Consider the following 25,675-nt stretch of genomic DNA (forward strand, 5'->3'; position numbering starts at 1 on the left):
ACGTTACACCACGCGGTAATAGCGTTTGTCGTCCAACACCAGGTCGATGGTGGTCTTGTCGTCGACGGAGCCCATACACAGGTAGACCGTCACCTGGAACCGCAGCTGCAACGGATCCGGCCCCTGGGGCAGAGCGACCACGTCCACCCGGGTGACCCGGGGTTCGAAACGCTCGATACAGTGGCGGATGGCACTGCGGATGCGGATGTTCAGGTCCTGGGTACCGAGGGTGGCGTCGTTGAAATCCAGCAGCCCCAACTCCGGGGCACTGGCGCTGTTGCCCGGATGGGCGTTCAGCAGCCGCACCAGGTGGCGCTTGATGGATTCCACCACATGGGTCACCTGACCCATGCCCTGCCCGGTCGGTTCGGCGGCCTGTTCCAATCGTTCGAACAGGCTGCCGGCCCTGGCCTGAACACCGTCCGATGCGGTGTCCCTGAACACGGCTTACTCCTTGTCGAGTCGACCGACCAGCGACAGCTCGAAGTTGGCCCCCATGTACTTGAAGTGCGGACGCACCGCCAGCGAGACCTGGTACCAGCCCGGATCGCCTTCCACGTCGGAGACAATCACCTGGGCGGCACGAAGCGGACGCCGGCTACGGACATCGGCGGGCGGGTTTTCCTGGTCGGCCACATACTGGCGGATCCAGGTGTTGAGCTCCCGCTCCAGGTCCTGGCGCTCCTTCCAGGCACCGATCTGCTCCCGCTGCAGCACCTTGATGTAGTGGGCCAGGCGGTTGACGATCATCATGTAGGGCAGTTGGGTGCCGAGCTTGTAGTTGGTCTCGGCCTCCTTGCCTTCCTTGGTGTTGGGGAACTGCTTGGGCTTCTGCACCGAATTGGCGGAGAAGAAGGCGGCGTTGTCGCTGCCCTTGCGCATGGTCAGGGCGATGAACCCCTCGTCCGCCATCTCGTACTCGCGGCGGTCGGTGATCAGCACCTCGGTGGGAATCTTCGCCTCCAGCTGGCCGAAGGATTCGAACAGGTGCACCGGCAGGTCTTCCACCGCGCCACCGCTCTGCGGGCCGATGATGTTCGGGCACCAGCGGTACTTGGCGAAGCTGTCGGTCATCCGGGAGGCCAGCAGGTAGGCGGTGTTGCCCCACAGGTAGTGCTCGTGGTCGCCGCTGACGTCTTCCTTGTAGTTGAAGCTGCGCACCGGGTTCTCGGTGGGATCGTAAGGGGTCCGCAGCAGGAACCGCGGTGCGGTGAGGCCCAGGTAGCGGGCGTCCTCGGATTCCCGCAGCGAACGCCACTTGGCGTAGCGGGGTCCCTCGAACACCGCCTTGAGTTCCTTGATCGCCGGCAGCTCCTGGTAGCTGTCCACGCCGAAGAACGACGGCGCCACCGAAGACAGGAACGGCGCGTGGGCCATGGCGCCCACCGACGACACGTACTGCAGCAGCTTCATGTCCGGGGTGGACGGGCTGAAGGCGTAGTTGCCAACCACCGCGCCCACCGGCTCGCCACCGAACTGGCCGTATTCGTCGGAATAGATGTGCTTGTAGAAGCCGGACTGGGTGACATCCGGGGCAAACTCGAAGTCTTCCAGCAGCTCGCCCTTGGTGGCGTGCAGGATGTCCAGCTTGATGTTTTCCTGGAAATCGGTGCGGTCGACCATCAGCTTGAGGCCGCGCCAGGACGATTCCAGCTCCTGCAGCTTGGGCGCGTGCAGCACCTCATCCATTTGCGCGCTGATCTTGCGGTCCAGCTCGACCACCATCTGGTCCACCAGCGCCTTGTTGACCGGCTGGCCCTTCTCATCGCTCTTCAGCAGGTTGGCGATGAACGTCGCCACCCCCTTGCGGGCCACGTCGTAGCCCTCGTCAGCCGGCGCCATGCGGCTGTTGGCCATCACCTGATCGAGCAGGGAACCTTCCCCTGCGGTTTCCGAGGCAGCGGCTTGCTGCGCAGCAGTATCAGACATACCACATCCCTTTAGTACGTGTATGAAGAATTAGTACGTGTGTGACAGAGACAGTGTGAAGCCTGCCACCTTCCCGGTGGCAGTGACTGGGGGCGACTTAGTCGCCGTCGCCGGTCGCCAGATCCAGTTCCTGCAGCAACTGGTCGCGGGCATCATCGCTGTCCAGCAGCTCCTGCAGTTTGGCCCGGAACGACGGCACGTTCCCCAGCGGGCCTTTCAGGGCAACCAGGGCTTCACGCAGCTCAATCAGCTTGCGCAGCTCCGGTACCTGGCGGGCGATGCTGTCGGGGGAGAAGTCTTCCAGTCCCTGGAATGCCAGGTTCACCGGCAATTCCTCGGCCTCGTCGTCCAGCTTGTTGGGCACCGCGGTGGACAGGGTAAGGCCGGCTTCTTTCATCACCGACTGGAAGTTGTTCTTGTCGACAGAAATGGTCTTGCGGTCTTCGAGAGGGGTTTCTTCCGGCTGTCCCTTGAAGTCACCAACGACAAACATCTTCAGCGGCAGTTCGGTCTCGGCCTGCTGATCACCGGTGGCGGGGACATACTTGATATTGATGCGCTCTTTAGGCGCGACGGAACCTTCCTTAGACATGGCCTTGCTCCCTTGATCCGTTAGGGCTGATGACAATCCTTTGGGCGTACCGTCCTGGCACGCGACGGCCAAACTGTACACAGGTACGTCGGACCACTCAAGCAACAAATGGCCAGATTTATGAACTCCGGCGCATTCCGGGGCAAAAAATTGCCCCAGTAATTATACGTACATCTTTTCCCTGACTGCGAAGTCAGTAAAGCGTCACCCTTACCACGAAGTTGGTAAAGCGTTATGAGCGAAGACTAGGCTAGGGAGCCTCGGCATAACTCCGAATCGCCTCTGCGCGCTCTGAAGGCTGTGGCTGCAAGGCGCGGCTCGCCGCTAATGGCCGTAGTCCTTAGCAAGAGCCGCAACACCGCAGATGCAGCCTTCAGAGCGTGCCCTTCGGGGCTTTCAGAGCTATCCCCACTCCGCGTTGCGACTTTTTGAAAGGTCCCGACATTCCTGCAAAGTCGCGCCTTGATTGGGGATAGCTCTGAAAACCAGAGGTGATCCGGAGTTATTCCGAGGCTCCCTAGGCAAATTCCAGCGAAAAAGCGCAGTTTACGGGCTGTAAATGAGCATTTTGAGCTGGAATTTAACGACGCATAGTCGAGCGCAATAGCTTTACCGCCTCTTTGGGGTCCAGGCCCAGACCATCTCGATCTCAATCGGCTCCTTGTCCTCACTGTCGCGGATGGTCACCGCCACCGCCGCCTCGCCCTTATCCTCAGTACGCATGCGCTGCTTCTGCTCCTCGGTGAGGTGCGCCTCCACGATCATGTCACCCTTCGCCCGCTTGGTGTATTCGGCGTGGGCGGTCTTGATGACCGGCACTTTGTCGTCGGGCACGTTCAGCCCCACCAGGAAACCGGTGGCGGATTCCGCCAGCAGCAACGAGGCCACCGCGTGCACCCCACCGATGTGATTCTGGACCCGGCGCTTGTTGGCCAGGCGGATCACGCAGCGGTCCTGATCCAGGGACTGGATGCGAATGCCGGCGGTACCGGTGAAGGGAACGGCTTTGCCGAAAAACAGCGACAGCGCCCGGGGCCGGGCGAACTCGGGCAGGGAATTGATTTTGCTGACAATACCGGCAAGGCGATTGGTGGCTGCCATGTTGCTCTCCAATTAGCTTATAATCTGGCGCAGGACAATACCCCATTCGCCGGAGGAATGGAACGCGAAGGCAATGACGCCCCTGGCGTCAGCCGCTAAGCTGCCCGGACACCGTCAGGAAACCACGGGGCGAGGCCCGCAGCATGGCCTGCCACCCTCGCGAAGCGTTTCCCGTGAGACACAGCAACCGATAAAAAAGGAATCAACCATGAGCGACCTGAAAGCCCAGTTCGAGGAAGCCGTCAACTACATCCAGACTGGCGAAGGCGACGCCCAGCCGTCCAACGAACTGAAACTGGAGTTCTACGCCCTGTACAAGCAGGCCACCGAGGGCGACGTCAGCGGTAAGCGCCCCGGCATGATGGATTTCGTCGGCCGGGCCAAGTACGACGCCTGGGAAAAGCTCAAGGGCACTTCCACCGACGAGGCGATGCAGAAATACATCGACCGACTGGAAGAACTGAAGAAATAATCAGGGCCTGTCCCCGATTGTTACCCGGGCCGCCGGCGGCGGTGGCCTGGGTAAAAGGACGATCGAACGAATTTTTGCGGGATTCAAGCGATTGTCATATGATGCCGCCACCATAACAAAAACAATGTTTCTGGAAGACGCACCATGCAATTGATCGAAGCGCTGGAGCACTCGCAGCCCGGCCTGCTGACCCGTGTAACGTCAGCCATCCACAAACATCAGCTGAATCAGCGTACCGAACAGAACTACCTGCACTGGATCACCCGCTTCGTGCTGTTCCACGACCAGAAGAGCGTGGAGATGCTGGAGCAGGACGATCGCCAGCTGTTCCTCAGCTACCTGCGCGACCGCATCCAGGTGTCACGGGCCCGATTGAACCAGGCCCGGCAGGCGCTGACCTTCTTCTACGAGGATGTCCTGAACAAGGACGAGACGGCCACGACCCACGCCGCGGCCTGAGCAGCCTCACCGCTCAGACACCGAGGCGCCGTAGGCCCGGTAGGTGCGATTGCTGGGCGGCTGGATGCGGTAGGTATTGCCATGGGTCTGGCCGGGAATGGACCGGGGGTTGCTGAAGCGGATGTCCACCGGGATCTCTGACCGGCCCAGGTCGGTGCGATCGTCGTTGGGCTGCAACGCCAGCGGATCGAGGTAAAAATCCTCACCGGTCTCCGCTACTGGCACGCCGGCGGCGGGCGCTTCCAGCCCTCCCTCGATCACGGTGTCGGCCATCGAATCCTCGGCCATCGAGGGCAGCCTGATGGTATCCACGGTGGAACGTTCCTGATACTCGAACGCCGGCCCGGCCGTCTCCGCCGACTCGTCCGCCCCGGCAAGGCCGGTGCCGAGCGGGCCAAGCAAAATCCCTAGTGAGGCAACAGCTCTGATTACGCGGTCCATGATTCCCTCTCCGCAACGGTCAGGACGTCCGGACTGGCAATGCACCCCGAAGTGTCCACTGACCCGACATGATTTGGTTTTGATCAGTGTATCGCTGTCGAACAAAAAGTATTCAGCAACTCGTCAATTTTGTGACACCCATCACTGCGCCAATCGGGCCATCCCAATGTTCAAGACGGTTTTCTGCCGGAACCTCTGGCTCTGGTACACTGTGGGCGTTGATACCCCTGACTCATGATCTCGTCTATGCGCGCCAAACTGATTACCCGCGACGGCTTCGAAGCCCTAAAGAAGGAACTGGACTACCTCTGGCGGGAACACCGCCCGGAGATCACCCGGAAGGTGCAGTGGGCCGCCAGCCTCGGCGACCGCAGTGAGAACGCCGACTACCAATACAACAAGAAGTTGCTGCGCCAGATCGACCGGCGGGTGCGCTACCTGCGCCGCTGCCTGGGCGAGCTGACGGTGGTGGACTACGCGCCGGAACAGGAAGGCCGGGTGTTCTTCGGAGCCTGGGTGGAGATTGAGAACGAGGAGGGCGAGATCAAGCGGTTTCGCATCGTCGGCTACGATGAAATCTTCGACCGCAAGGACTACATCTCCATCGACACCCCCATGGCCCGGGCGCTGCTGAAGAAACAGGTGGACGACGAGGTGGAGGTACAGACCCCCCATGGCCCGGCGTACTGGGTCATCAACTCCATTGAGTATCCCCGGCCATAAAAAAACCCCGTCTGGACGGGGCAAGGCTAGCGCTGTGCTGGAGGGAGGTGCCCGCCGCTGCCATGGCACCGGCTTGCTCCCTTAACTACTTGACCCAGTTTCCACTTTGGCCGTTACTGACAAGTGGCCGCGCCATTACGGTTTGGACAGCTTTGCCGTTCGGGTGCTGGAAATTAGGTTGTGCACCCTAGAAAGACTCACTACCTTTGGCGCTACTCAAAATTCTATCCGACTTCATTGATTAAGACGGGCAACGCCATGAACACGAAGAAACTGATTGATACTGCATTGAACGGACTGGACAGCGTGGGGTTCCAGCTGGACCAGCTGGGCATCACCGGTAAGGTAAATCGCCACAACCTGGCCGCTTTTGTCATGAACGAGCAGAAGCACCTGGAAGGTGAGTGGGACAGCATCCAGGCCCGCATCGACCGACGTCGGTCCCAGGTCGAAGCCCTGGTCAATGACGTGGAAACCCGTGCCGATGCCTTGCTGCGCCCGGTACTCGAGCGTCTGGAGCGGCTGCGCGGTTCCCTTCGCGGCTGATCACCGCTATGGCCGGCTGGCGGCAGACCCAGCCCCCGGGTCTTCGCTGAGAGCCGGCTCTTCCCGACCGGCGGCCACCTTGATGCGCTTGCTGGTCGGCCGGTACGCGGGCATCACCACCGCCACCGACAGCCCGGGGTAATCCTGCCCCGGATGCCGGTCCCGCAACACGATCCGCCCCTGGTGGATTTCCGCCACCGCACTGACCAGGCTCAGGCCCAGCCCATTGCCGGGCAGTGAACGGCTCTTACCAACCCGGTAAAAGCGCTGGAAGACGTTCTCCTTCTCTTCGTCCGGAATCCCGATGCCGCTGTCGCTGACCTCGAACACCGTATCGTCGCCATCGCCGTAAACCGCTACCCGGATGTTCCCCCGTTCCGGGGTGTACTTGATGGCGTTGTCGATCAGGTTACTGACCATCTGGAACAGCAGGTCCCGATCGCCCTCGATCATGGCCTGTTCGTCCAGGGACTGTTCGAAGTGCTGCTGCTTGTCCTCGGCCAGCGCCTCGTAGAGTTCACAGGCATCACTCACCAGCAGCCCCAGGGACACCGGTTTCATGTCGGCGGTGTTGCCCCGGGTCTCCAGCCGGGCGATCCGCAACAGAGCGTTGAAGGTGGCGAGCAGCTGATCCGCCTCGGCGACCGCCCGCCCCGCCTGCTCCCGGGCCTCCTCGTTGTCCACCGCCATCAGGGTGTTTTCCAGCTGGTTACGCAAGCGGGTCAGCGGCGTGCGCAGGTCGTGGGCAATGCTGTCGGAGACGTGGCGGATGCCTTCCATCAGGTACACGATGCGATCGAGCATCCGGTTGAGGTTCTCGGCCAGCTGGTCGAAGTCGTCACTGGTGCCACGGGTGGGAATGCGCTGGGACAAGTGGCCGTTCATGATCTTGCGGGAGGTGTTGTTGATCACCTCGATGCGCCGGGTGGTGCTGCGGCTGATCATGAAGCCGCCGAGCAGGGCCAGGGCCAGGGTAATGCCCATCCCCCAGTTGATGGCCGTCTCGATCACCCGCTTGAGGGCGGTCAGGTCGTCGACGTCCCGCCCCACCAGCAGACGCAAGCCGCCCTGCACCTCAAAGATGCGGGCCCGCGCCAGCCGGGGCGGGCCGACCCAGCCCACCCGCTCGTCCAGGGTGAAGTTGATCCAGCCGCTCTGGGACTGGGTCCCCTCCGGCCAGGCGGTCAAATTACCCGCCAGTTTCATGTAGTCTTCGGTGGTCACCAGGTACAGGGACTTGGCGTTGGGGTCCCGCGCCACCCGTTCGCGGATGATGGTGATCAGGCCGTTGATGCCCCGGCCCCGGTACTGCTCGGCCAGACCGGCGATCTCCGCCTCGATGGTCTCGTCGGTCTGCGCCGTCATGAAGCCTGCGGTACGCCAGTAGATGAAGGCCAGCAACAGGAACACTGAGGTGGCAAACACCACCATGTACAGCAGGGCTAACTGAAAGGTCGATGTTCGCAGTTGGCTAAGCAGTTTCACGCAGCATGTATCCCGCACCCCGGATGGTTTGCAGCAAGGGGGTCTCGAACTCCTTGTCAATCTTGGCACGAAGGCGACTGATGTGCACGTCGATGACGTTGGTCTGGGGGTCGAAATGATAGTCCCACACCTTTTCCAGCAACATGGTGCGGGTAACCACCTGACCGGCATTGCGCATCAGGTACTCCAGCAGCCGGAACTCTCGCGGCTGGACATCGATGTTCTGACCGGCCCGCTTGACGGTCCGCGCCAGCAGGTCCATCTCCAGATCCGCCACCCGCAACACGGTCTCGGTTTCCGCCGCCTGGCGGTTACGGCGAACCAGGGATTCGATCCGCGCCAACAGCTCGGTGAAGGAGAACGGCTTGGTGAGGTAGTCGTCACCGCCGCCGCGCAGCCCCTCAACCCGGTCATCGACATCGCCCAGGGCACTGAGGATCAGCACCGGCACCTGATTGCCCGTGGCCCTGACGGTCTTGATGATGGACAGGCCGTCCATGTTCGGCAACATGCGGTCAACGATCATGATGTCATAGTCTTCGCTGGCCGCCATCATCATGCCTTCCTTGCCCTCCGCCGCGTGGTCGACGACGAAGTCGGACTCCCGGAGCCCCTTGATCAGGTAGTTTGCAACGTCCTGATCGTCTTCAATTACCAGCGCTTTCACCTAACAGCCTCCACATATCGGATCGTTCGAAAACAGATTACGGACAAGGCCCAGTCGCGACCAGTTACGATCTTGTAAGAGGGTGTCGCCTAAGGCGACGGTCCGTCCACGGCCGACAGGGTGCGCAGCCAGCCCAGCCCCGCTTCGGTCCCCGCCGCGGGCCGGTATTCGGCGCTCAGCCACCCCTCATAGCCCATCCGGTCCAGCGCCGCGAACACGTTGGCGAAGTGGATCTCGCCGGTTCCCGGCTCGTGGCGACCGGGGTTGTCGGCAAACTGGATGTGGCCAATCCGGGACAGCAGTCGCTCCAGCGTGCGGATGAGATCCCCCTCCATGATCTGCATATGATAGAGATCATACTGCAGTTTGACGTTTTCCGAACCCACCGCCTCAATCAATGCCAGCCCCCGGCTGGAGGTGTCGAGCAGAAAGCCGGGCATATCCACCCGCGAGTTGATGGCTTCGACACACAGGGTAATCCCTTCCCGCTCCAACTGCTGGTTCGCCCAGTCGACATTCGCCACCAGTTGGTCCCAGGCCCGCGCACGATCCAGGCCAGCGGTTGGAATGCCCGCCAGGCAGTTCACGCGCGGGCAATCCAGTGCCCGGGCGTAGCCAATGGCCTGCTCCACCCCGCGCCGGAACTCGTCCACCCGCTCCGGCAGGCAGGCGATGCCCCGCTCGCCGGCGTCCCAGTCTCCCGGCGGCAGGTTGAACAGCACCTGCTGCAGTCCCTGATCGCCCAGCCAGTTGCTCAGCTGCTCCCGCCGCCAGGGGTAGGGGAACAGGAACTCCACACCACGAAAGCCGGCCTGCCGGGCCGCGGCGAAGCGGTCGGGAAAGGCCAACTCGGTGAACAGCATGGTCAGGTTAGCGGCGAACTTGGTCATCCCTCACTCCTTGCGTCCCGGGCCCACACTGCCCATTCGGACCCCATTGAGGTGTTCCAGCTCCAGCAACAGGCCGCTGTGGTCCACCTCACTGTGGCCGTTGGCCAGCAGCGACAGGTACTCGTTGTGCACCTGCTGGGCCAGCGGCAGGGTCAGCCCCTCGGCCCGGGCCTCGTCGAGGATCATGCGCAGGTCCTTGAGCTGGATCCGGGCCGGCGCGCCGGGGGCGAAATCCCGTTCGATCATGCGCTGACCGTGCTGCTCCAGGATCTTGCTGCCGGCGAAGCCACCCATCAGGGCCTGCCTGACCGCGACCGGGTCGGCGCCGCCCCTGGCTGCCAGCAGCAGCGCCTCGGACACCGCGCCGATGGTGATCCCCACAATCGCCTGGTTGGCCAACTTGGCCAACTGACCGGCGCCCACCGGGCCAATCCGGGTCACTGTCCCCAGGGCCTCAAGCACGGGCCGGGCACGGTCCACGTCGGCCTCGCTGCCGCCGGCCATGATGGACAGGGTTGCCGCCTCCGCCCCCCGGGTACCACCGGAGACCGGCGCATCCAGGTAGCCCGCCTGACGGGCCGCCACCAGTTCCCCGTGGCGTCGCGCCAGCGATGGCTGCACCGAACTCATGTCGATCACCAGGGCACCCGGCCGCAGGGCCTCAATGCCCCCCTGATTGACCAGCACCTCGTCGACCACCGCCCCGTTCTCCAGCATGGTGATCACCACCTCGGCGTTCTCGACGGCCTGGGCCGGACTCGCGGCCACCGTGGCCTCCCCGGCGAAAGGTTCACACTTGCTGGCGGTGCGGTTCCACAGGGTCATCGAAAAGCCGGCACCCAGCAGATTGCGGGTCATCGGCGCCCCCATCAGGCCGATACCGAGGAAGGCGATGTGGGTAGAGGGCTTGGTCATGGCAAAGGGTACTCCCTGAACACTGCGGTGCCCATCTGACTCAGACCGGCAATCGCCGCTACAAACAAAAACGCCACCAGCCGATCAGGTCTGGTGGCGTCGCTGGCCAGGAAAGCGGCCTCCGGTGATCAGGCGGCCTCAATCATCTGGGTGCGGATCTTCTTCATGGCGTTCTTCTCCAGTTGCCGGATACGCTCGGCGGAGACACCATACTTGGCGGCCAGCTCATGCAGCGTGGACTTGCTGTCCGACAGCCAGCGTTCCCGCAGGATGTCCTGACTGCGCTCGTCGAGCATCTCCAGCGCCTGCATCAGACGGCCATTGGAATCCTCGGCCCAGTCAGACTGCTCCAGTTGAATCGCCGGATCGCCACGACGATCTTCCAGGTAATACGCCGGCGCCTGGTAGCCGTTGTCGTCATCGTCGTCCTGCGGGCCGTCGAAAGAGGTGTCCTGTGACGCCAGACGCCCCTCCATTTCCCGTACCACATGCGGCTCAACCCCCAGGTCATTGGCGACGGCCTTAAGCTCTTCATGGTTCAACCAGGCCAGGCGCTTCTTCTGGCTGCGCAGGTTGAAGAACAGCTTGCGCTGGGCCTTGGTGGTGGCCACCTTGACGATGCGCCAGTTACGCAGGATGTACTCGTGGATTTCGGCCTTGATCCAGTGCACGGCGAACGACACCAGACGCACCCCATACTCCGGGTTGAAGCGCTTGACGGCCTTCATCAGGCCGACATTGCCTTCCTGGATCAGGTCGGCCTGGGGCAGGCCATAGCCGGAATAACTGCGGGCAATGTGAATCACGAAGCGCAGGTGCGACAGCACCAGCTGACGGGCCGCTTCCACGTCGTCCTCGTAGTGCAGCCGCTCGGCAAGGTGGCGCTCCTCATCGGCCGTAAGAACCGGGATCCGACTGGTGGCCTGGATGTACGCCTCCAGATTAACGCCCGGAACCAGCTTGTCAGCCAATTGTAAACTTGTACCCATGCTTTCCCTCCTGACTGGGGACCTGCAAATATAACAACTAAACGTTAGGCCGCCAAGCCCCTGAAAAGTTCCCGAAAACCACCGCTAAGCTCATGAAAAACAGGGGCTTAACCCGCTTTCGACGGCGCCTCCGCGGAGTTTGAAAATACTCCGGTGCGCCGACAGAGGGCCATACGGTGTTTCCACAATGATAGCCTCTAACTGCCGGCGGGCACTCCGGGTTCGATGGCATCCAGATGCCGCTTTACCGCCACCCAGGCCCCGAGCCAGCCCAAGACCGCCGCGCCCACCAGCAGCGCCAGGGCGCCATCAACGGACAGTCCGCTCAGCACGAAGTCACTGTGGTACAGGCCGGCCAACCGCTCGATCGGGCCGCTCAGCCACCACAGGGACACCTGCAACAGCAGCCAGGCGACCACACCGCCACCCAGCCCGAACCAGACACCGGTATAGAGGAAGGGACGACGTACGAAGCTGTCGGTGCCGCCGACCAGTTTGGCGACCAGGATCTCATCCCGGCGATTCTCGATCGCCAGGCGGATGGTGTTGCCGATCACCAACACCACCGCACCGCCCAGCAACAGCGACAGCACCCAGATTGCCCGGCCCAGCAGTTCGGTCATGCCGTTCAGCCGCTGCAACCAGCCCAGGTCGACCTGGATCCGGGCGATGCCGGGAAGGGCTTCCAGCTCCCTGGCCAGCCGCTCCACCCCGGAAGCGTTGCGATTGGTCTCCAGCGGCGTCACCAGCAGGGTATGGGGCAAGGGATTCTCGTCTAGGTAATCCAGCGCATCCGCCAACCCGGAACTGGCCCGGAACTCCGCCAGGGCGCTGTCCCGGTCGATCAGGTCGACGTCGGCCGTGTCGCCCCGGGCGCCGATCTCCAGCCGCAGCTGTCGGGCCTGCTCCACCGACAGGGACTGCTCCAGGTAGGCGGTGATGCGGGCACTGCTCTCCCAGCCCGCACTCAGCCCCTGCAGACTATCGAGCAGCAACAGCAAGCCCACCGGCAGCGCCAGGGCCACCCCCATCACCATCCAGGTCATCAGGCTGGCCAGGGGGGTACGCCACAGGCGCCGGGCGCTGTCCCTCGCCACCTTGCGGTGGTGGGACAGATAGCTCTCGGCGGCATCCCGAGCCGCACTGCGGGGATGGTCGGCGCCCCGTGACCGTCGCGTATCAGTGGCCATGATCCCCCCCCAGCCCAGGCGGTGGACCGCCGGCCGACAGGCGACCATGGTCCAGGGTCAGTGTGCGTCGCCCCAGGTCGTGGATAAGCGCGATGTCGTGACTGGCGATCAACACCGTGACTCCCACCTGGCTGAACTGCTCAAACAGGTGCATGATGTCCGCGGACAACTCGGGGTCCAGGTTCCCGGTGGGCTCATCGGCCAGCAATACCGGCGGCTTGTTGACCACCGCCCGGGCGATCCCCACCCGCTGCTGCTCCCCCCCGGACAGCTGCACCGGGCTCATCTTCTCCTTGCTGAGCAGGCCCACCTTGTCCAGCGCCGCCCGCACCCGACGGCCGATGTCCCTGGCCGGCACCCCCATCACCTCCAGCGGCATGGCCACGTTGTCGAACACGGTGCGGTCGAACAGCAGCTGGTGGTTCTGGAAAACCACCCCAATATGGCGACGGACATAGGGAATCTGGCGCCGTGGCAGGGTGTTGAGCACCTGGCCGCCCACCACCACATTGCCGGCGCTGGGCCGCTCCATCAGCATGATCAGTTTCAGCAGGGTGCTCTTGCCCGCTCCGGAGTGGCCGGTCAGGAACGCCAGCTCGCCCCGGCCCAGGCTGAAATTCACCTGTTTCAGGGCCAGATGATCGTCATCGTAACGCTTGCTGACCTGCTGGAACTCGATCATGGCGAATCGCTATTCGTCAAACAGGGCTTCGACGAAGGTTTCGGCATCGAAGGGCCGCAGGTCCTCCGCCTTTTCCCCCACGCCGATGTAACGGATCGGCAGTTGCAGCTGGCGGGCGATGGCGAACACGATACCGCCCTTGGCGGTGCCATCGAGCTTGGTCAGGGTGATGCCACTGACCCCAACGGCCTGCTGGAACACGGTGGCCTGACTGAGGGCATTCTGGCCGGTGCCGGCGTCCAGCACCAGCATCACCTCGTGGGGAGCGCTGTCGTCCAGCTTCTTCATCACCCGGACCACCTTCTCCAGCTCGCTCATCAGGTTGTCCTTGTTCTGCAGGCGACCGGCGGTGTCGGCAATCACCACATCGGTGCCCTTGGCCTGGGCCGACTGCACCGCGTCGTAAATCACCGAGGCGCTGTCGGCACCGGTATGCTGGGCAATCACCGGCACCTGGTGGCGCTCGCCCCAGACCTGCAACTGCTCCACGGCGGCGGCGCGGAAGGTGTCACCCGCGGCCAGCATCACCGAGTGCCCGTCGTCCTGGAACTGCTTGGCCAGTTTGCCGATGGTGGTGGTCTTGCCAACGCCGTTTACCCCGACCATCAGGATGACGTAGGGCTTCCTGGCGGCATCCACCTGCAGCGGATGGGTGACCGGCTTCAGCAAATCGTGCAGCTCCTGGCGCAAGGCTTCCTGCAGGGCGGCCCCGTCCTTGAGCTGGTTACGCTCCAGCTTGTCGGTCAGTGAGTCAATGATCTCGGAGGTGGCAGTCACCCCCACGTCGGCCATCAACAGGGTGGTCTCGATCTCTTCCAGCAGGTCCTCGTCGATCTTCTTGCCGACCGAGAACAGCTCCGCCAGTCCGGAGCTCAGGTTGGCCCGCGTCTTGCCCAGGCCGCTGCGGATGCGCTCGAAGACACTGAGTTGCGGCGCCTCTTCGACGACCTCTGGCTCCGGCGCCGTCTCCACCGCCGCAGGAGTTTCGGCAGGGGCTTCCGCCGCCGGTTCGGCCGCTTTTTCCTCGACGGGCGCGGCACCGGGCTGCGGCTCCGGCTTCTTCTGCGGCACCGGCCTGGGCCGGGGCAGCCGGCGACGATTGGCGGCCAGCTCGCCGACAAACATCAACACAAGAAGGGCCAGGAGGCCAATTGAAATCCACTCTGCCGTCATAGTCTTACCATCTGTCTGGAATTGGGCGGGAATCGGAAAGCGCTCATTCTAGCGGAGGCGAAGGCCGCCTCCAAATCCGGCGCCGTGTGCGGACCCGCATTTTCCGCTACCATGGCGACCTCTTGCAGTGTGCAAGCGTGTTATGACCATTCCCGAACAACCGGAGTCAGACCAGAAATGGGCCGAAAACGTCAGCCCCCGCGCAAGCGCGGGAACCCGGGGGTCGCGGGTGAACTTCGCATCATCGGCGGTGACTGGCGCAGTCGCAAGCTGAGCTTTCCCGACGCCGGCGGCGTCCGCCCCACCCCGGCCCGAACCCGGGAGACCCTGTTCAACTGGCTCACCTTCCACCTGGCCGGCAGCCGGTGTCTGGACCTGTTTGCCGGCAGTGGCGCACTGGGCCTGGAAGCGCTGTCCCGCGGTGCCGCCGGCACCACCTTTGTCGAACACTCCCCGGAGCTGGCCCAGGCGCTGCGCCGGAACCTGAAAACGCTGCAATGCACCCTGGCCACGGTCAGCTGCCAGGACGTCGAGTCGTTTCTGGCCACGCCGCCGGCCCAGCCGTTTGATGTGGTGTTCATGGACCCGCCCTTCCGCCAGGGTTGGCTGGAACGGCTGTACCCACTGCTCAGCGAAGGTGGCTGGCTCAGGCCCGGCAGTTGGGTGTACGTGGAGCACGAGAGCGAACTCGCTCCCCCCGCCCCACCGGCCAACTGGCAGCTACATCGCCAGAAGCGCGCCGGGCAGGTCTGCTACACCCTCTACCGGGTGGCGTCGGCCACCGACTGAGCGGGCACAACGAAAAACCCCGCCGGCAAGGGCGGGGCTGGTACCGGACCGACCGCGATCAGGCGGCGACCGGTCTCAGGGAGTAAGCCTTCAGGTGCGCGGCGAACTCTTCCAGGTGACGGATACCGCTGGCCTCCGCCTCCTTGCACCATTGCATCAGCGCCTGGATCTTCTCCTGCGGCTTGACACCCCGGCGACGCCAGAGGGCCTGCAGCTCCTGGCTCTTGTCGTAGATCTGGCGCAGCACCGCGTTCTTCTCCAGCACCGTCTCCAGCTGCGCCTGCTCCTTGGGCTTGATCAGGGTGATCTCCCGGGACAGCAGCTGCTTGACCTTGCGGTAGCGGGCCTTGAGGCCATCCTCCAGCTGCTCTTTCTGCTGCCGCAGTGAGGGCTCGATCACCCGCTTGCGGTACTGGCGCATGATGTCGAAACGGTTGTTGGCAATGGCCTGCACGGTCTCCACATCCACCTCCTGCTTGCCCGGCACATAGTGGGCGATGGGGCGATAGCCCTTGGGGGTGGCCAGACCAAACAGCTGGAACAGGCGGATATAGCCCCAGCCAATGTCCACCTCGTACCAGCGGCGGGACAGCTTGGACGAGTTGGGATAGGTGTGGTGATTGTTGTGCAGCTCCTCGCCGCCGATCAGGATGCCCAGCGGGGAGATGTTGCGGGCGTTGTCGGCGCACTCGAAGTTGCGGTAGCCCAGGTAATGGCCGATGCCGTTGATCACGCCGGCGGCCCACACGGGAATCCACATCATCTGAAGCGCCCAGATCCAGATGCCGTTCACACCAAACAGCGCCAGGTCGATGGCCCCCATCAGCACCACACCCAGCACCCGGTGGCGGCTGTAGACCTTGCGCTCCACCCAGTCTTCCGGGGTGCGCTGACCGTAACGCGCCAGGGTCTCTTCGGTAGCGGCGTCGGCATACAGCTCCGCGCCTTCCAGCAGGACCTTCCTGATACCCCGCACCACCGGACTGTGGGGGTCTTCCTCGGTTTCGCACTTGGCGTGATGCTTACGATGGATGGCGGTCCATTCCTTGGTGTTCTGGGCCGTGGTCAGCCACAGCCAGAAGCGGAAGAAATGCGCCAGCGCCGGATGCAGATCCAGCGAGTTGTGTGCCGAGTGACGATGCAGATAGAGCGTCACGCTGACGATGGTCACATGGGTCAAGCCCAGCGTCACCAGAATCAACTGCATCACCGACAGGTCGAGAAGACCGTTGTACCACATACCGAATTACCTCAGAGAACCTTGCTGGGGCCGACGTCACCCCCTACTTTCAGGGCTCCCACTCTAGCTTACAGGTGTAAGCCAAACAAGCGGATTCGGTTGCCGATTTGTTACCGATTACACCAATCGGTAAAAGTCGGGACGGGCTCGAATCATCGCCGCCGCCGGGGCGATGGGCCACAACCCGTTATGGGCATTGCGTTTCCCGCCGTCCCCCGCTCTCCAGCCCGTCGGCTGCGTTGACATTCTGTTGCCAAAAACGACAATTTGTTCTCAGCCGTCATCGCCAGGAGCCCCCCGTGCCCGAACTACCGGAAGTGGAAACCACCCGCCAGGGCATTGCCCCACATTGCCAGGACCAGACTGTCGAACGGGTGATTGTCCGCAACCCGCGTCTGCGCTGGCCAGTACCCGAGGACCTGCCCCAACGGCTGGCTGGCCAACGCATCCTGGCGGTGGAACGCCGCGCCAAGTACCTGCTGATTCGCGTCGCCAGCGGCGCGGTCATCGTCCACCTGGGCATGTCCGGCAGCCTGCGGGTGATTACCGACGACAGTTCGCCGCAGACCCACGATCACGTGGAAGTTCAGCTCAGCTCTGGCGCCCGCCTTCGTTACAACGACCCCCGACGCTTCGGCTGCTGGCTCTGGGCCGACGATCCCGGGCAACACCCTCTGCTTGCCCGCCTCGGTCCGGAACCCCTGGCGCCGGAGTTCAACGGCCCCTACCTGCACCGCCTGTCCCGGCAACGCCGGACCCCGATCAAGTCGTTCCTGATGGACAACCAGGTGGTCGTGGGCGTCGGCAACATCTACGCCAACGAAGCCCTGTTCAAGGCCGGCATCCACCCACAGCGGCAGGCCGGCCGGATCAGCCTGGACCGCTACCATCGATTGGCCGAGGCCGTCCGCGAGACGCTGAGCGCTGCCATCCTGATGGGGGGCACTACCCTGCGGGATTTCGTCAACAGCGAGGGCAAGCCCGGTTACTTCGCCCAGTCGCTGCTGGTCTACGGCCACGGCCACACCCCCTGCAGCCAGTGCGGCAAGCCGCTGAAGGAAATTCGCATGAACCAGCGAACCACCGTTTACTGCAGCCGGTGCCAGCGTTAACGGGCCGCCCGGCCAACTCCCGAATGTCCGTTTGAAATTACGCCAATATGTTTCATAGTTAACGGTACATACGGATCACTGCGCCACAGGAACATCCGGAAGCAAAGCCAGGGGCTGCCATGGCTGCGTAGATCAACCGGATCAGGAGACTCCCATGTTCGCAAATTTTGCTCGATTCCTGACAACAACCGTCGCGGTATGCCTGCTGGCCTTGGCCTCGGCGGGCCACGCCGAGCCGGTCGATGAGCAACCCTCCGCCCTGGCCATGACCGCCGATGCACTGGTCGCCCGGCCGGTGCTGTTCGCCACCACCGTGGTGGGTGCGGCGGTGTACGTGGTGTCGCTGCCATTTTCCCTGCTCGGCGGCAACGCCGGTGAGGCCGGCGAGGTCCTGGTACTGGGGCCGGGCAAGGCCACCTTCGTCCGCTGCCTGGGCTGCGAGCGCACCGGACGCCGGGAAGCGCCGGCCACCGACGGCTACTGACCCCCGCCACGCGCGCCGGGTCCGTACAATCCGGAGTTGCACCCCCCTGCGTTCTGCGGCAGCCTGACAACTCATTCTTCAGGCGGTTTTTTTAGGGTGCTCTCATTATGGTGAACTGGACCAAGCTCGACACGGTGTTCCTGGACATGGACGGAACGCTGCTGGACCTCCACTTTGACACCCATTTCTGGCTCGAGCACCTGCCCCGTCGCTACGCCGAGCACCACCGGATGAGCCCCGAGCAGGCACAAGCCCGGATCCTGCCGATGATCCAGGCAGAGCGGGGTTCCCTCAACTGGTACTGCACCGACTACTGGAGCGACCGGCTGAACCTGGACATCACCGGCCTCAAGGCCGAGGTCGGCGACCGCATCGGCTTTCGGCCCCATGCCCGGGAGTTCCTGGCGCGACTGCATCAGGCTGGGCTACGCTCGATCATCGTCACCAACTGCCATCCCGACCCATTGGCCCTGAAGTTCCGTCATACCGGGCTGGACCGACTGGTGGACGACGTGGTGTCCAGCCACACCCTGGGCAAGCCCAAGGAGGATGCCTCCTTCTGGGACGACCTGCGCCACCTGCAGCCCCACGATCCCGAGTCCACGCTGATGGTGGATGACAGCTTTCCGGTGCTGGACAGCGCAATCGCGGCGGGCATCGGCCAGGCGCTGGCCATCCTGGCGCCGGACAGCCGCCAACCGGAGCAGGCGCAGCATCCGGAACTGCCCGGCATCCGCCATTTTGACGAAGTGCTGCCGACGCTGGCTGCACAGCGCTCACTGCCATCGCCCCCTTGAAGCCGTTATAATGGGGGGGCACATTCGCCAGGTGGGAGACATGGCTGCAGATACCCAGCAAGATCAACGCGTCCGGCTCGACAAATGGTTGTGGGCGGCACGCCTCTTCAAGACCCGTTCCCTCGCCAAAGACGCCATTGAAGGCGGCAAGGTCCATTACAACAACCAACGCTGCAAACCCGGCAAACTAGTGGAACCCGGTGCCCGGCTCACCGTGCGCCAGGGCTGGCAGGAACGCGTGGTGGTGGTTGACGGCCTCAGCGATCGACGCCGCGGGGCACCAGAGGCCCAGAAGCTCTACCACGAAACCGAAGAGAGCATACGCAAACGGGAAGAGCGGGCCTGGCAGCGCAAGACCATGCAGGCGGCCCAATTGCCTCCAGCCCGGCGACCGTCCAAGAAGGACCGACGCGACATCAAGCGTTTTCAGGAACAGAACGGCTTCTGAGCGCACCCCTGACGCATTGACAGCAACCACTCGATTTCGCCTATTTCAGGAGACCCTACATGGCGCCCCAGGACCAGTTCCAGCGTTTTATCTTTGAACACAGCCAGATTCGAGGAGCCTGGGTGCAGCTGAGCGACGCCTACCGGCAAGTGGCCGAGCAGGCCCCCTACCCCTCATCCGTGCGACAACTGCTGGGCGAATCCCTGGTCGCCAGCGTGGTGATGAGCAGCACCCTCAAATTCGAAGGCACCCTGTCACTCCAGGCCCAGGGAGAAGGCCCCCTGCGCACCCTGATGACCGAGTGCAGCCACGACCGCCACGTCCGCGGGCTGGCCCGCTTCGACGCGACGGCCGCGGCGGAGTCCGGACTGGATGCGCTGCTGGGCCAGGGCCGGATGGCGATCACCATCACCCCGGACCAGGGTCAACGCTACCAGGGGGTGGTGCCCCGTGAGCACGACACCCTCGGCGAGTGCCTGGAGGACTACTTCCAGCGTTCCGAGCAAATTGCCACCCGCCTGTTTCTGTTCGCCGATGACCAGCGCGCCTCCGGTCTGCTGCTGCAGCGGCTGCCTGGCAGCTCCGAGACGGACAGCGAGCTGTGGGAACGGGTCAGCCAGCTGGCCGCCACGGTCACCGCGGAGGAACTGCTGACCCTGGACAGCGAAACCCTGCTCCACCGGCTGTTCCACGAAGAAGAAGTGCGGGTGTTCGACGCCGAGCCGGTGGCCTTTCGCTGCAGCTGCTCCCGCGAACGCACCCTGGCCGCCCTGGAATCCATTGGCCAGGAGGAGTGCTACAGCATCTTGGAGGAGCAGGGCAGCATCGAGATGGACTGCCAGTTCTGCCATGCCCACTACCAGTTCAACCGCAACGATATCGACCACCTGTTTACCGGTCATTCGCTGCACTAGGGCGCCTGGCCAGCTATCATGGATTGACCCGGAACCCGCGCCTGGCGCGGCTTTGCGGGCAGTCGTTTTTTACCGGCGTCTCTGGCATAATATCGCGCCTGAATTGACCCGATTGCTCAGAAATCCGTCAATTTTGCTGCCTTAGCGACAGCGTCGGAATTCCGCGCAATCACCAAGACACCCTGAGGGCGAGGTCGAAGTGAGTAACACTTATACTGATCTGAGCACAGCACGACTGGTCGAGCTGGCACTGGAAAGAGGCGAAGGCCAACTGGCGGCCAATGGTTCGCTGGTGGTCAAGACCGGCAAGCGTACTGGCCGTTCCCCCATGGACCGCTTCATCGTTGAAGAGCCGAGCACAGCGGATGCCATCCACTGGGGGCCCATCAACCGTCCGTTCGACGCCGACAAGTTTGACGCCCTCTGGGATCGGGTTGAAGCCTACATCGCCGAGAAGGACCAGTTCCTGTCTCACGTCCACGTCGGTTCCGATCCGGAGCATTACCTGCCGGTGCGCATGACCACCGAGACCGCCTGGCAGAACCTGTTCGGCCGCAACCTGTTCATCCGTCCGGACAGCTACAACCCGGCCGACAAGCAGGAGTGGCAGATCCTCAACGCCGCCGGTTTCGAGTGTGTGCCCGAGCGCGACGGCACCAACAGCGACGGCTGCGTGATCATCAACTTCGCCAAGCGCAAGGTGTTGCTGGCCGGCATGCGCTACGCCGGTGAGATGAAAAAGGCGATGTTCTCGGTGCAGAACTTCCTGCTGCCGGAGAAGGACGTGCTGCCGATGCACTGCTCCGCCAATGTGGGCGAGGACGGCGAAACCTGCCTGTTCTTCGGCCTGTCCGGCACCGGCAAAACCACCCTGTCCGCCGATCCCGAGCGTTACCTGATCGGCGACGACGAGCACGGCTGGGGCCCGGGCACCGTCTTCAACATCGAGGGTGGCTGCTACGCCAAGTGCATCGACCTGAGCCAGAAGAACGAGCCCATCATCTGGGACGCCATCCGCTTCGGTGCCATCGTCGAGAACGTGATGATCGACGAAGACACCCGCGAGCCGGACTACACCGACGTTTCCCTGACCGAGAACTCCCGCTGCGCCTACCCGCTGGAGCACGTCGAGAAGCGGGTGATCGAGAACCGCGCCGGTGAGCCGTCGCACATCGTGTTCCTGACCTGCGACATGACCGGCGTACTGCCACCGGTGTCCGTCCTCAGCAAGGAAGCGGCCGCCTACCACTTCCTCAGTGGCTACACCGCGCTGGTGGGCTCCACCGAAATGGGCTCCTCCTCCAAGCTGAAGTCCACCTTCTCCACATGCTTCGGCGCGCCGTTCTTCCCGCGCCCGGCCGGCGTTTACGCCGAGCTGCTGATGAAGCGGATGGACGAGTTCGGCAGCAAGGTGTTCCTGGTCAACACCGGCTGGACCGGCGGCCCCTACGGCGTGGGCGAGCGCTTCGACATCCCCACCACCCGGGCGATCATCAGTTCCATCCAGAACGGCGACCTCGACGACGTCGAGACCGAGCACCTGCCGATGCTGAACCTGGACGTTCCCACCAGCGTACCGGGCGTCGACAGCAAGCTGCTGAACCCACGCAACACCTGGAGCAGCGGCGAGGAGTACGACGCCAAGGCCCAGGAGCTGATCGGCCAGTTCGTCGACAACTTCAAGAAGTTCGACGTCTCCGACGCCATCGTCGCGGCGGGGCCGAAGCTGGACTGAGTGCCGGCTTGATCAAAAGAGGCGACCTACGGGTCGCCTTTTTTATGCTTTATCCGAATCCGAGCTGAAGTTCAGACGAGCGATCGCGGCTGTCGGACGGACAGAGGCCCGACCTCCTCCCTGCTCGGCTCCCGCTCTGAGCTGCCAGGCCAAAAACAACAAAGGCGCCAAAATGGCGCCTTTGTCTTCACTGCAGCAATCGACGCTATCCGTTGGCGTAGAACAGCAGCGGCACAAATGCCACCAGCACCAGCGAGATGCCCATGGCAATCAGCGGCATGATGATGCGTTCGTGGCGCTGGTAGAAGGTGCCGGTCTCCCGCTGGGCGGCCAGTACTTCCGCCTCACCCACCACCTGGCGGGTCAACAGGTGGTTCAGCGCGACCGGCGGGCTGAGGTAGCCCAGCTCGAAGGCCACCAGGGTCACCATCCAGAAGTGCACCGGGTGGATACCGCTGCCGTAGGCGATGGTCGCCACGGTGGCGGAGACCAGGATGACCGCGCCGAAGGCGTCCATGATCATGCCCAGCACCACCAGGATCACCACCATCAGCAGCATGGCCGACCAGGCGCTGTCGAAGGCCTGGGGGAAGGTCTCCATGATGTGGGAGCGCTCGATCACCCCACCGATGCTGACCGACAGCCCCAGCAGCAGCAACAGCGCCCCGATCTCCGCGGTGGTGTCATTGGTGGCGCCACGCAGGCTACGCTCCAGCCCCTGGTGATTGATCGCCTTGGCCCCGGCCTCCTGGCGCCCCTTCAGGGTAAAGTGCTCAAACAGCAGGATCGCCAGCAGAATCACCGGCAACAGCCGCGGCGCGGAGAATTCGTCCATCCGCACCTCCAGGGCAAAGCGGTAGAACAGCACCACCCCGGTAATGACCAGCACGTAGGGAATCAACGGTCGCAAGGCGGCCAGCATGGCCGGCATGGCCTCCGCCGCTGGCGCCAGATCAAACTTGCTCTGGCGATTGACCGCCAGTGCCACGCTGGTAAACATCGCCGCAGTCAGCACAAACACCCAGATGCCCCAGCCAAACAGCTCGTCGGTGGTCACCTCCCGGTTGAGGTAGGCAATCACCACCACCAGCAGACAGGGGCGCAGCACTACCCCGAGGGAACCGGACATGGCGGTGGCAGCCAGCGCCAGCTGCCGGCGCGCCCCGGCAGCCCGCAGCTCACTGTAGATCACGGCACCGGCGGCGATCACGAAGATGCCGGAAGCGCCGGTGTAGGCCGTGGGAATTGCGGCCACCAATACCGCCACCACCGCCAGCATTTCCGGCGGCAGCCGCCAGGGACGGAAGACGTTGAACACCAGGGTCGCCAGCCGGGTCTGCTTGAGCATCATCCCCACCCAGACATAGAGGCCGACATTGAGGAACATGTCCGCCAGCTCCATCATCTTGCCCAGGTAGATGCCGATGCCGGAGGCGTGGCCAATCAGGGCGAAATAGGTGCCCGAGATCAGGCACATGACGGTATACAACGGCACCGCCAGCAGCGCCTTGTTGAGGCTGCCCCCTTCGCTCAGCCCCTCCGGCACCCGGAACAGCCGATACAGGCTGGCCAGGGTCAGCGCGGCAAAGCCAGTGATCCACAGGTTGTGCAGCAGCAGCTCCTCGTCACTCACGGCTGCATCCGCGCCCACGGTGGTCTGGCGGAAAATCAGGCTGGACCCTAGCAGCATGGCGTTGGCGATGGTCTGCAGAGTCAGCGAAACGGTGTGGTCGAGCCGGGTTTCCATGGCCCGCATCGCGATGTGGTGACGGGTCAGGGTGGCGGTGGCCGCACACAGCATCACCAGCACGATCAGGATGTAGCGCTGGGACTCCAGCCCGAAGGCGATCAGATCGGCCACGAACAGCTCGACCGCCCGGTAGACCCGGACGGTGGGCGTCAGCTTGTCCTTGATTTCCTGATAGGTGGCGTGGCTGGCCCGGCAGTCCGCAATCGAACGCTCAATGGAGCGGCGCACGTCCGCGGGATCCTTTTCCGCCTCCCCCAGCAGGGACGCCATGGCGCCAAGGTCGCTCTCTTTCGCCATTTCCGCGGCAACCGCCGCTTCGACGTTGCGATTGGGATCGCAGGTGGGCTCCACCGGATCCACCCGCAGCTTGTAGTAGCCGCTCCACAACTGCTCCCCACCACGCAGCATCTGGTTGTGGACATCGCTCGACGTGGAGAAGATCACCACCGCCAGCAGCAGGATGCAGGCCGGCAGCGATGAAAACCACTCGCGGGCACTGCGGCTGATCGGCAACCAGGACATGGACGCGGATCCAGTGGTTCGGTGGCTCACAGCAGGCTATCCAGATCCATCACTTCGGCGTCCGACTGGTCGTCCCAGAAGGTTCCCAGTTGCCCGAACGGGGTCCGATGGCCGGTGTTCTCCACCCACAGGCGGTCGGAAATGCCCACAATCATCTGGGTGGCGATCTTGTCGACCATGGTCCACTCCTCGTTCGAGGGCTTCGCCTCGATGGCATCGGCGTGGTTGCGGATAACGTCCCGCAGACGCTCGTTGTCACCCTTGTTCATGGCGGCCAGGGCGTGGAACACGTGGCTGAGCCGAACCCCGGCTTCCTCGCCCTGACGGTCGGCCATCTCCAGACGCTCAAAGGCGTCTTCGCCCTCAGGCAGGGCGCCGGGGATCATCGCCCAGATGGTCGCACGCAGGGCCATCGGCGCCCCCCACCACTTCTCGTTGTTCAGGCAGCTGGTGGCCCGAGCCACGGTGGAACCGATGTTTTTCGGCACGCCGATGGACGAGGTGGACTGGATCTCGGCGGCCAGGGCCTGCAACCCGGTCAGCAGGCCGGCCATGTAGACAAATTCGTCCATGTCCTCGTCAAAGTCCGGGCATTCGCTTTCGTCCGGGTGACCGTAGTAGGTGTTGTGATGCTTCCAGGCCTGGTAATAACGTTGTGCGGCCAGGGCGTGGGCCCGTTTCTGGCGAATCATCGCATCCTCGGCCGCCTCGGCCTTCAGCGAGTGCAACGCCATCAGCCCCTCCAGCTCATGCTCCCGGGCCTCTTCCTCGGCACAGCCACCGGCGGTGAGGTACAGCATGACCGCCAGCTGGTCCGGATCGGCGGTCACCCGTCCGAAGGACATCAGCAGGGGCGAGGTGGCCTCACTCATCGCGCAGCCCATGGCCAGATCGCCGCTCTCCAGCAGATAGGGCATGGTGTGGGACTTGGCGAAGCCCTGCATCACGTCCCCGGTGGTCTTGTACACCATGTGATTGACCACCCCGCAGCCGCTCAGGGCCACGCTCACGGCAACGCCCGCCGCCACACCGCGGAATCGCTGCAACTGCTCGCTGGTACGCTGGAAAAACTGCTGGATACCGGTCATAGAACTCGTCACCTTTTCATACTTGTTTTTGTGGGCTTGCCGATCCTGTCTGGCCCACCCTTTTGTTACGCCTTGTAACCGGGCAGTGATTATCGCCAGAAATCGGCTTATTTTGTGAGACCGGCACCTCAAAGCGAAAGCCCGGCCCAAAATCCGGCCAGCCCTCGATTGACTTTGCCGGAGAAACGACTAACTCTTTGGTCAGTGGCGCGGCGTGCCGCCAGCCCGACCCACGAACAACAACAAGGAGCAATCGATGCGCAAACCCGATCTTGCCGCTGCAATCGCAGAACAAACCGGCCTGACCAAGGAAAAAGCCAGCGAAGTCATCACGGCCTTCACCGACCAGGTCTCCGCAGCCACCGCCCGGGGCGACGATGTCACCCTGATTGGCTTTGGCACCTTCAACGTTCGTCAGCGGGACGCCCGAACCGGCCGCAATCCTCAAACCGGCGCCAGCATCCAGATTCCCGCCAGCAAGACTGTCGGTTTCAAGGCAGGCAAGGCACTCAAGGACGCCCTCAAATAATCGCTCGGGCCCG

28 protein-coding genes are annotated in these 25,675 nt (G+C 63.4%); 12 read left to right on the plus strand and 16 right to left on the minus strand.

What is annotated here, in order from left to right; genetic code table 11:
- Positions 1–3 precede the first annotated feature (3 nt).
- The 4 genes from tssE to R3175_RS12580 all read right to left on the minus strand — a co-directional run bounded on the left by tssE (position 4) and on the right by R3175_RS12580 (position 3,622).
- The gene (gene tssE / locus R3175_RS12565) at positions 4–444 is read right to left on the minus strand and encodes a type VI secretion system baseplate subunit TssE (RefSeq protein ID WP_318944639.1); all 441 of its coding nucleotides are present in this window, start codon (positions 442–444) and stop codon (positions 4–6) included.
- 3 nt (positions 445–447) lie between these two features.
- Entirely contained in the window at positions 448–1,929 is a 1,482-nt protein-coding gene (gene tssC, locus R3175_RS12570) for a type VI secretion system contractile sheath large subunit (protein WP_318944640.1), read from the minus strand.
- A 97-nt stretch (positions 1,930–2,026) separates the two neighbouring features.
- Positions 2,027–2,521, minus strand: a complete 495-nt coding sequence (gene tssB, locus R3175_RS12575; RefSeq protein WP_318944642.1) for a type VI secretion system contractile sheath small subunit — start codon at positions 2,519–2,521, stop codon at positions 2,027–2,029.
- A gap of 609 nt (positions 2,522–3,130) precedes the next feature.
- The gene (locus R3175_RS12580; protein WP_318944643.1) at positions 3,131–3,622 is read right to left on the minus strand and encodes a DUF4442 domain-containing protein; all 492 of its coding nucleotides are present in this window, start codon (positions 3,620–3,622) and stop codon (positions 3,131–3,133) included.
- A 208-nt stretch (positions 3,623–3,830) separates the two neighbouring features.
- Between R3175_RS12580 and R3175_RS12585 the strand changes: the two genes are divergently transcribed.
- Together R3175_RS12585 and R3175_RS12590 are read left to right on the plus strand one after the other, a co-directional pair.
- Positions 3,831–4,094: an acyl-CoA-binding protein gene (locus tag R3175_RS12585; protein ID WP_318944644.1), complete on the plus strand. Its 264-nt coding sequence runs from the start codon at positions 3,831–3,833 to the stop codon at positions 4,092–4,094.
- Positions 4,095–4,238: 144 nt separating this feature from the next.
- On the plus strand, positions 4,239–4,553 hold the full coding sequence (locus R3175_RS12590) for a site-specific integrase (RefSeq protein ID WP_318944646.1): 315 nt from the start codon (positions 4,239–4,241) through the stop codon (positions 4,551–4,553).
- 6 nt (positions 4,554–4,559) lie between these two features.
- On the opposite strand, the gene R3175_RS12595 is transcribed toward R3175_RS12590, so the two are convergent.
- Positions 4,560–4,994 (minus strand): hypothetical protein, encoded by a 435-nt coding sequence (locus R3175_RS12595; RefSeq protein ID WP_318944647.1) that lies wholly within the window; start codon positions 4,992–4,994, stop codon positions 4,560–4,562.
- A 246-nt stretch (positions 4,995–5,240) separates the two neighbouring features.
- Between R3175_RS12595 and greB the strand changes: the two genes are divergently transcribed.
- The gene (gene greB / locus R3175_RS12600) at positions 5,241–5,717 is read left to right on the plus strand and encodes a transcription elongation factor GreB (RefSeq protein ID WP_318944648.1); all 477 of its coding nucleotides are present in this window, start codon (positions 5,241–5,243) and stop codon (positions 5,715–5,717) included.
- Between the two features lie 258 nt (positions 5,718–5,975).
- Complete coding sequence (locus R3175_RS12605) at positions 5,976–6,263, plus strand: hypothetical protein (protein WP_318944650.1); 288 nt, start codon at positions 5,976–5,978, stop codon at positions 6,261–6,263.
- 6 nt (positions 6,264–6,269) lie between these two features.
- Here the strand turns inward: R3175_RS12605 and R3175_RS12610 are convergent, their stop codons facing one another.
- From R3175_RS12610 to ftsY, 8 genes are all read right to left on the minus strand, one after another.
- Positions 6,270–7,748, minus strand: a complete 1,479-nt coding sequence (locus R3175_RS12610; RefSeq protein ID WP_318944651.1) for a HAMP domain-containing sensor histidine kinase — start codon at positions 7,746–7,748, stop codon at positions 6,270–6,272.
- Positions 7,735–8,415, minus strand: a complete 681-nt coding sequence (locus R3175_RS12615; protein WP_318944652.1) for a response regulator transcription factor — start codon at positions 8,413–8,415, stop codon at positions 7,735–7,737. Before R3175_RS12615 ends, R3175_RS12610 begins: the two co-directional genes overlap by 14 nt.
- A gap of 89 nt (positions 8,416–8,504) precedes the next feature.
- Entirely contained in the window at positions 8,505–9,305 is an 801-nt protein-coding gene (hyi, locus tag R3175_RS12620) for a hydroxypyruvate isomerase (protein ID WP_318944653.1), read from the minus strand.
- 3 nt (positions 9,306–9,308) lie between these two features.
- The gene (locus R3175_RS12625; protein ID WP_318944654.1) at positions 9,309–10,220 is read right to left on the minus strand and encodes an NAD(P)-dependent oxidoreductase; all 912 of its coding nucleotides are present in this window, start codon (positions 10,218–10,220) and stop codon (positions 9,309–9,311) included.
- A 128-nt stretch (positions 10,221–10,348) separates the two neighbouring features.
- A complete protein-coding gene (gene rpoH, locus R3175_RS12630) occupies positions 10,349–11,209 on the minus strand; it encodes an RNA polymerase sigma factor RpoH (protein WP_318944655.1) in 861 nt (286 codons plus the stop codon).
- A gap of 197 nt (positions 11,210–11,406) precedes the next feature.
- Positions 11,407–12,399, minus strand: coding sequence for a permease-like cell division protein FtsX (gene ftsX, locus R3175_RS12635; protein WP_318944657.1), 993 nt, complete (start codon positions 12,397–12,399; stop codon positions 11,407–11,409).
- Entirely contained in the window at positions 12,389–13,081 is a 693-nt protein-coding gene (gene ftsE / locus R3175_RS12640) for a cell division ATP-binding protein FtsE (protein WP_318944658.1), read from the minus strand. Before ftsE ends, ftsX begins: the two co-directional genes overlap by 11 nt.
- 9 nt (positions 13,082–13,090) lie before the next feature.
- Complete coding sequence (gene ftsY / locus R3175_RS12645; RefSeq protein WP_318944659.1) at positions 13,091–14,254, minus strand: signal recognition particle-docking protein FtsY; 1,164 nt, start codon at positions 14,252–14,254, stop codon at positions 13,091–13,093.
- Between the two features lie 177 nt (positions 14,255–14,431).
- Between ftsY and rsmD the strand changes: the two genes are divergently transcribed.
- Complete coding sequence (gene rsmD / locus R3175_RS12650) at positions 14,432–15,043, plus strand: 16S rRNA (guanine(966)-N(2))-methyltransferase RsmD (RefSeq protein ID WP_318944660.1); 612 nt, start codon at positions 14,432–14,434, stop codon at positions 15,041–15,043.
- Between the two features lie 58 nt (positions 15,044–15,101).
- Here rsmD and R3175_RS12655 read toward each other — a convergent pair whose 3' ends face one another.
- Complete coding sequence (locus R3175_RS12655; protein WP_318944661.1) at positions 15,102–16,283, minus strand: fatty acid desaturase; 1,182 nt, start codon at positions 16,281–16,283, stop codon at positions 15,102–15,104.
- A gap of 299 nt (positions 16,284–16,582) precedes the next feature.
- Between R3175_RS12655 and mutM the strand changes: the two genes are divergently transcribed.
- From mutM to R3175_RS12685, 6 genes are all read left to right on the plus strand, one after another.
- Positions 16,583–17,395, plus strand: coding sequence for a bifunctional DNA-formamidopyrimidine glycosylase/DNA-(apurinic or apyrimidinic site) lyase (mutM, locus tag R3175_RS12660; protein ID WP_318944662.1), 813 nt, complete (start codon positions 16,583–16,585; stop codon positions 17,393–17,395).
- Positions 17,396–17,549: 154 nt separating this feature from the next.
- On the plus strand, positions 17,550–17,879 hold the full coding sequence (locus tag R3175_RS12665) for a hypothetical protein (RefSeq protein ID WP_318944663.1): 330 nt from the start codon (positions 17,550–17,552) through the stop codon (positions 17,877–17,879).
- A gap of 107 nt (positions 17,880–17,986) precedes the next feature.
- Positions 17,987–18,676, plus strand: a complete 690-nt coding sequence (yrfG, locus tag R3175_RS12670; RefSeq protein ID WP_318944664.1) for a GMP/IMP nucleotidase — start codon at positions 17,987–17,989, stop codon at positions 18,674–18,676.
- 40 nt (positions 18,677–18,716) lie between these two features.
- Positions 18,717–19,124, plus strand: a complete 408-nt coding sequence (gene hslR / locus R3175_RS12675) for a ribosome-associated heat shock protein Hsp15 (protein WP_318944665.1) — start codon at positions 18,717–18,719, stop codon at positions 19,122–19,124.
- A gap of 59 nt (positions 19,125–19,183) precedes the next feature.
- The gene (gene hslO, locus R3175_RS12680; protein ID WP_318944667.1) at positions 19,184–20,038 is read left to right on the plus strand and encodes an Hsp33 family molecular chaperone HslO; all 855 of its coding nucleotides are present in this window, start codon (positions 19,184–19,186) and stop codon (positions 20,036–20,038) included.
- Between the two features lie 199 nt (positions 20,039–20,237).
- Positions 20,238–21,773: a phosphoenolpyruvate carboxykinase gene (locus R3175_RS12685; RefSeq protein ID WP_318944668.1), complete on the plus strand. Its 1,536-nt coding sequence runs from the start codon at positions 20,238–20,240 to the stop codon at positions 21,771–21,773.
- Positions 21,774–21,978: 205 nt separating this feature from the next.
- Here R3175_RS12685 and R3175_RS12690 read toward each other — a convergent pair whose 3' ends face one another.
- Both R3175_RS12690 and R3175_RS12695 read right to left on the minus strand, forming a co-directional pair.
- On the minus strand, positions 21,979–24,045 hold the full coding sequence (locus R3175_RS12690; RefSeq protein ID WP_318944669.1) for a TRAP transporter large permease subunit: 2,067 nt from the start codon (positions 24,043–24,045) through the stop codon (positions 21,979–21,981).
- A 26-nt stretch (positions 24,046–24,071) separates the two neighbouring features.
- Positions 24,072–25,133, minus strand: coding sequence for a hypothetical protein (locus R3175_RS12695; RefSeq protein ID WP_318944671.1), 1,062 nt, complete (start codon positions 25,131–25,133; stop codon positions 24,072–24,074).
- A 256-nt stretch (positions 25,134–25,389) separates the two neighbouring features.
- On the opposite strand from R3175_RS12695, the gene R3175_RS12700 reads away from it, so the two are divergent.
- Positions 25,390–25,662, plus strand: a complete 273-nt coding sequence (locus R3175_RS12700; protein WP_318944672.1) for an HU family DNA-binding protein — start codon at positions 25,390–25,392, stop codon at positions 25,660–25,662.
- The last annotated feature ends 13 nt before the right edge of the window (positions 25,663–25,675 follow it).

This window comes from Marinobacter sp., assembly GCF_033722735.1.
In the GTDB taxonomy this organism is placed as follows: Bacteria; Pseudomonadota; Gammaproteobacteria; order Pseudomonadales; family Oleiphilaceae; genus Marinobacter.

Excerpts from the sequence above, each read along its gene's own strand:
- tssC (WP_318944640.1), bottom strand. The coding sequence starts at position 1,929 with ATGTCTGATACTGCTGCGCAGCAAGCCGCTGCCTCGGAAACCGCAGGG.
- tssB (WP_318944642.1), bottom strand. The coding sequence starts at position 2,521 with ATGTCTAAGGAAGGTTCCGTCGCGCCTAAAGAGCGCATCAATATCAAG.
- R3175_RS12580 (WP_318944643.1), bottom strand. The coding sequence starts at position 3,622 with ATGGCAGCCACCAATCGCCTTGCCGGTATTGTCAGCAAAATCAATTCC.
- R3175_RS12585 (WP_318944644.1), top strand. The coding sequence starts at position 3,831 with ATGAGCGACCTGAAAGCCCAGTTCGAGGAAGCCGTCAACTACATCCAG.
- R3175_RS12590 (WP_318944646.1), top strand. The coding sequence starts at position 4,239 with ATGCAATTGATCGAAGCGCTGGAGCACTCGCAGCCCGGCCTGCTGACC.
- R3175_RS12595 (WP_318944647.1), bottom strand. The coding sequence starts at position 4,994 with ATGGACCGCGTAATCAGAGCTGTTGCCTCACTAGGGATTTTGCTTGGC.
- greB (WP_318944648.1), top strand. The coding sequence starts at position 5,241 with ATGCGCGCCAAACTGATTACCCGCGACGGCTTCGAAGCCCTAAAGAAG.
- R3175_RS12605 (WP_318944650.1), top strand. The coding sequence starts at position 5,976 with ATGAACACGAAGAAACTGATTGATACTGCATTGAACGGACTGGACAGC.
- hyi (WP_318944653.1), bottom strand. The coding sequence starts at position 9,305 with ATGACCAAGTTCGCCGCTAACCTGACCATGCTGTTCACCGAGTTGGCC.
- R3175_RS12625 (WP_318944654.1), bottom strand. The coding sequence starts at position 10,220 with ATGACCAAGCCCTCTACCCACATCGCCTTCCTCGGTATCGGCCTGATG.
- rpoH (WP_318944655.1), bottom strand. The coding sequence starts at position 11,209 with ATGGGTACAAGTTTACAATTGGCTGACAAGCTGGTTCCGGGCGTTAAT.
- ftsX (WP_318944657.1), bottom strand. The coding sequence starts at position 12,399 with ATGGCCACTGATACGCGACGGTCACGGGGCGCCGACCATCCCCGCAGT.
- ftsE (WP_318944658.1), bottom strand. The coding sequence starts at position 13,081 with ATGATCGAGTTCCAGCAGGTCAGCAAGCGTTACGATGACGATCATCTG.
- ftsY (WP_318944659.1), bottom strand. The coding sequence starts at position 14,254 with ATGACGGCAGAGTGGATTTCAATTGGCCTCCTGGCCCTTCTTGTGTTG.
- rsmD (WP_318944660.1), top strand. The coding sequence starts at position 14,432 with ATGGGCCGAAAACGTCAGCCCCCGCGCAAGCGCGGGAACCCGGGGGTC.
- R3175_RS12655 (WP_318944661.1), bottom strand. The coding sequence starts at position 16,283 with ATGTGGTACAACGGTCTTCTCGACCTGTCGGTGATGCAGTTGATTCTG.
- R3175_RS12665 (WP_318944663.1), top strand. The coding sequence starts at position 17,550 with ATGTTCGCAAATTTTGCTCGATTCCTGACAACAACCGTCGCGGTATGC.
- yrfG (WP_318944664.1), top strand. The coding sequence starts at position 17,987 with ATGGTGAACTGGACCAAGCTCGACACGGTGTTCCTGGACATGGACGGA.
- hslR (WP_318944665.1), top strand. The coding sequence starts at position 18,717 with ATGGCTGCAGATACCCAGCAAGATCAACGCGTCCGGCTCGACAAATGG.
- hslO (WP_318944667.1), top strand. The coding sequence starts at position 19,184 with ATGGCGCCCCAGGACCAGTTCCAGCGTTTTATCTTTGAACACAGCCAG.
- R3175_RS12690 (WP_318944669.1), bottom strand. The coding sequence starts at position 24,045 with ATGTCCTGGTTGCCGATCAGCCGCAGTGCCCGCGAGTGGTTTTCATCG.
- R3175_RS12695 (WP_318944671.1), bottom strand. The coding sequence starts at position 25,133 with ATGACCGGTATCCAGCAGTTTTTCCAGCGTACCAGCGAGCAGTTGCAG.
- R3175_RS12700 (WP_318944672.1), top strand. The coding sequence starts at position 25,390 with ATGCGCAAACCCGATCTTGCCGCTGCAATCGCAGAACAAACCGGCCTG.